This is a genomic window from Kitasatospora sp. NPDC048296 (genome assembly GCF_043201815.1).
In the GTDB taxonomy this organism is placed as follows: Bacteria; Actinomycetota; Actinomycetes; order Streptomycetales; family Streptomycetaceae; genus Kitasatospora.
The window spans coordinates 1-4516 of sequence record NZ_JBICZB010000155.1 but is presented as its reverse complement, the minus strand read 5'-3'; the positions used below and the strand labels follow the sequence as shown (position 1 = coordinate 4516).

Sequence of the window (4516 nt, the reverse complement as noted above, 5' to 3'; positions counted from 1 at the left end):
AGCTCGGCCACACCACCTTCGTCGAGGTCAGCCCCCACCCCGTCCTCACCTACGGCATCGAACAGACCACCGAGGCGGTCGAGGCCACCGAGACCGTCCTCACCACCGGCACCCTCCGCCGCGACGAGGGCGGCCTCCACCGCTTCCTCACCTCACTCGCCACCCTCCACACCCACGGCCACACCACCGACCTCACCACCCTCCTCAAGGACGGCGAAAAGGTCACGCTCCCCACCTACGCCTTCCAGCACCAGCACTACTGGCTCACCCAGAACCCGGCCCACAAGGCCACCAGCGCCCCGGCCGAGGTCGACCCGACCGATGCGCTGTTCTGGCAGGCCGTCGAGAACGAGGACCTGGAGACCCTCGCCCACGAGTTCGAGGCCGACGTCACCCCGGGCCAGGCACCCCTGACCGAGCTGCTGCCGACGCTGTCGGCGCTGTCCTCGTGGCGTCGCCGCCGCCGGAACCGCTCGCTCGTCGACTCCTGGCGCTACCGGGTCGACTGGCAGCCGGCTGTCGGTGTCCCCGGTACCGCCGTCCTGTCCGGGACCTGGCTGCTGGTGTGCCCGGCCGGGCAGCGGTCCGACGCGTGGGTGGAGGCGACCGCGCGGGCGCTCGCCGCGAGCGGCGCGGAGGCCGTGGTCGTCGAGTCGGCCGCGGGTGACACGGAGCGTTCCGAGCTGGCCCGGCGACTGCGGGAGTTCGAGGTCTCCGGCACGGCCGTGACCGGCGTGCTCTCGCTGCTCGCCCTGGACGAGGCGGCCCACCCCGCCCACGCGGTGGTGCCGCGTGCGGTGGCCGGGACGCTGGCGCTCGTCCAGGCGCTGGGCGACGCCGGGCTCGAGGCGCCGCTGTGGATCGGTACCCGTGGCGCGGTCCAGGTCGCCGGCACCGCCGACGCCCCGATCCGCCCGGACCAGAGCCAGCTCTGGGGCATGGGCCGGGTCGTGGGCCTGGAGCACCCGCAGCGCTGGGGTGGTCTGATCGATCTTCCCGAGGAGCCCGACGATCGTTCCGTGGCCCGGATCGCGGCCGCGCTGACCGGCCTCGGCTCGGCCGAGGACCAGCTGGCGGTGCGCGGGAACGGCCTCTTCGTGCGCCGGCTCGTCCACGCTCCGCTCGGCGACTCCCGGGCGGCCCACGCCTGGAAGCCGCAGGGCACAGTGTTGATCACCGGCGGCACCGGCGGGATCGGGGCCCATGTGGCCCGCAGGCTGGCCGAGCGCGGTGCCGAGCACCTCGTCCTGACCAGCCGGAGCGGTGCGGGAGCCGCGGGAGCCGCGGAGCTGGAGGCCGAGCTGACCGCGCTCGGCGCCCGGGTGACGTTCGCCGCGTGCGACGTCGCGGACCGCGGCGCGCTGGCAGCCCTGCTCGCCGGGCTGCGCGACTCCGGTTCGCCGGTCCGCTCGGTGTTCCACGCGGCCGGTGTCGTGCAGGCGAGCACCCTCGACGCGACGGACCTCGCCGAGTTCGCGGACGTCCTGTCGGCGAAGGCCTCCGGCGCCGTCAACCTGCACGAACTGCTGCGGGACGACGACCTCGACGCCTTCGTCCTCTTCTCCTCCAACGCCGGGGTCTGGGGCAGCGGCGGCCAGAGCGCGTACGCGGCCGCGAACGCCTTCCTGAACTCCCTCGCCCGGCTGCGCGCGGCCGCCGGTCTGCCGGCGACGTCCGTGGCCTGGGGTTCCTGGGCCGGCGGCGGCATGGCGTCCGACGGCACGGCGGCCGAGCAGCTGGCCCGCCGCGGAGTCCTCGCCATGGAGCCGACGCTGGCCCTGGACGCTCTGCAGCAGGCGCTCGACCACGAGGAGACCTGCCTGGTCGTGGCCGACGTGGACTGGGCGCGCTTCGTTCCCGGCTTCACGGCGGCACGCCGCCGCCCGCTGCTCGACGCCCTGCCCGAGGTCCAGCGGATCCACGCGGCCGAAGCCGAGGGCGGCGACCGTACCGACGGAACGGTCTCGGGCCTGGCCGAACAGCTGGCCGGGCAGACGGCCGCCGTCCAGGACCAGATCCTGCTGGACCTGGTCCGCGGCACCGTGGCGGGCGTCCTCGGGCACGCGAGCCAGGACTCCGTGAGCGCGACCACCGCCTTCAAGGAGCTGGGCCTCGACTCGCTCACCGCCGTCGAACTGCGCAACCGCCTCAACAAGGCCACGGGGCTCCGGCTCCCGGCCGCCCTCGCCTTCGACCACCCGAACCCGACGGCCCTGGCCGGGCTGCTGCGGGACCGGCTGGTCAAGGAGAGCGCCGAAGCGCCGGCTGCACCGGAGGCGCCGTCCGCGCTGGCCGAGCTGGAGCGGCTGGAGACGGCCGTCTCCACGCTCCTCCCGGACGACGACGTGCGCTCCACCGTCGTCACCCGCCTGCAGGAGCTGCTCACCCAGCTCGGCGCGGTGGCCGCCGGCAAGCACCACGCAGCTGCCATGCAGCAACTCGACGATGCCTCGGACGACGAGCTCTTCGACTTCATCCGCGAGGAATTCGGGCGTTCCTGACCTCCCCGTCCCGAGCCGCCCGACAGATTTCTCAGCAACGTAAAGGTTTGAACATGGCCAACGAAGACAAGCTCCGGGACTACCTCAAGTGGGTTACCGCCGACCTGAAGGAGACTCGCGAGCGGCTTCGTGAGCTCGAGTCGGGCCTGCACGAGCCGATCGCGATCGTCGGCATGAGCTGCCGATTCCCGGGCAACGTCCGTTCGCCCGAGGATCTGTGGCAGCTGGTCGCGGCCGGTCGGGACGCGGTCTCCGCCCTCCCGACCGACCGCGGCTGGGACCTCGACGCACTGCTCGACCGGGACCCGCAGCGCCCCGGCCGCAGCGACGCCCACGAGGGCGGATTCGTCTACGACGTGGGCGGATTCGACGCCACCTTCTTCGGCATCAGCCCCCGCGAGGCCACCGCCATGGACCCGCAGCAGCGCCTGCTGCTGGAGGCGGCCTGGGAGTCCTTCGAACACGCCGGCATCACGCCGGACTCGACCCGGGGAGGCCGGGCCGCCGTGTTCATCGGCGGCTCGCACGCCGGCTACGGCAGCAACCTGGACGCCGTTCCGGAGGAGTTCTCGGGGCACCTGCTCACCGGCGGGTCCGGCGCGGTGCTCTCCGGGCGCCTCTCCTACGTGCTGGGCCTCGAAGGTGCGGCCGTCACGGTCGACACCGCCTGCTCCTCGTCGCTGGTGGCCCTGCACCTCGCCGTCCAGGCCCTGCGCAACGGCGAGTGCGACCTCGCCCTCGCCGGCGGCGCGACCGTCATGTCCGCGCCAACCGCCTTCGTGGAGTTCAGCCGCCAGGGCGGGCTGGCCGCCGACGGCCGCTGCAAGTCCTTCGCGGCCGCCGCGGACGGGACCGGCTGGGGCGAGGGCGTCGGCATGCTGCTCGTCGAGCGGCTCTCCGACGCCCAGCGCAACGGCCACCAGATCCTGGCCGTCGTCCGCGGCAGCGCCGTCAACCAGGACGGCGCCAGCAACGGCCTCACCGCCCCCAACGGCCCCTCCCAGCAGCGCGTCATCCGCCAGGCCCTCACCAACGCGGGCCTGACGGCCGGCCAGGTCGACGCCGTCGAGGCCCACGGCACCGGCACCCGCCTCGGCGACCCGATCGAGGCCGACGCCCTGATCGCCACCTACGGCCAGGAGCGGAACGAGGAGCGTCCGCTGCTGCTCGGCTCGCTGAAGTCGAACATCGGTCACACCCAGGCCGCGGCCGGTGTCGGCGGCGTGATCAAGATGGTCATGGCGATGCGCAACGGCGTGCTGCCCAAGACCCTGCACGTCGACGAGCCGACGCCCGAGGTGGACTGGTCGGCCGGCGCGGTCGAGCTGCTGACCGAGGCCACCGCCTGGCCGGAGACCGGCGAACCGCGCCGTGCCGCCGTGTCCGCGTTCGGCGTCAGCGGCACCAACGCCCACGTGATCATCGAGCAGGCCCCGGCGCAGGCCGAGGCGGATGAGACGGCCGACTCCGACAGCTCCGCTCCGGCCGTGCTGCCGTGGCTGCTGTCCGGCCGGACCTCGGAAGCGGTGCAGGCGCAGGCCCAGCGGCTGCTGGAGCACGTCGAGGCGGACGCGGAACTCCGTCCGGTGGACGTGGCGTTCTCGCTGGCCACGACGCGTTCAATGTTCGAACACCGCGCGGGTGTAGTGGCTTCCGACCGGGACGGGTTCCTGGACGGGCTGCGCGCCCTGGCCGAGGGCCGGGAGGCCGTCGGTGTCGTGACCGGCCAGGCCCGCCGCGGCAAGCTCGCCGTACTCTTCTCCGGCCAGGGCTCCCAGTGTCCGGGGATGGGCCGTGAGCTCTACGACACCTTCCCCGTCTTCGCCGCGGCGTTCGACGAGGTCAGCGCCGAACTCGATCGCCACCTGGAGCGGCCGCTGCGCGAGGTCGTGTTCGCCGAGCCCGGCAGCGATGACGCCTCACTGCTGGACCAGACCGCCTACACCCAGGCCGCACTCTTCGCCCACGAGGTCGCCTGCTACCGCCTCACCGAATCCTTCGGCATACGCCCCGAC

2 protein-coding genes are annotated in these 4516 nt (G+C 73.5%); both read left to right on the top strand.

Annotated features, from left to right (window positions below):
* On the top strand, positions 1 to 2501 hold a 2501-nt coding region (locus ACGF12_RS37935), incomplete at its 5' end, for an SDR family NAD(P)-dependent oxidoreductase (protein WP_393041027.1).
* Between the two features lie 53 nt (positions 2502 to 2554).
* On the top strand, positions 2555 to 4516 hold a 1962-nt coding region (locus tag ACGF12_RS37930), incomplete at its 3' end, for a type I polyketide synthase (RefSeq protein ID WP_393041024.1).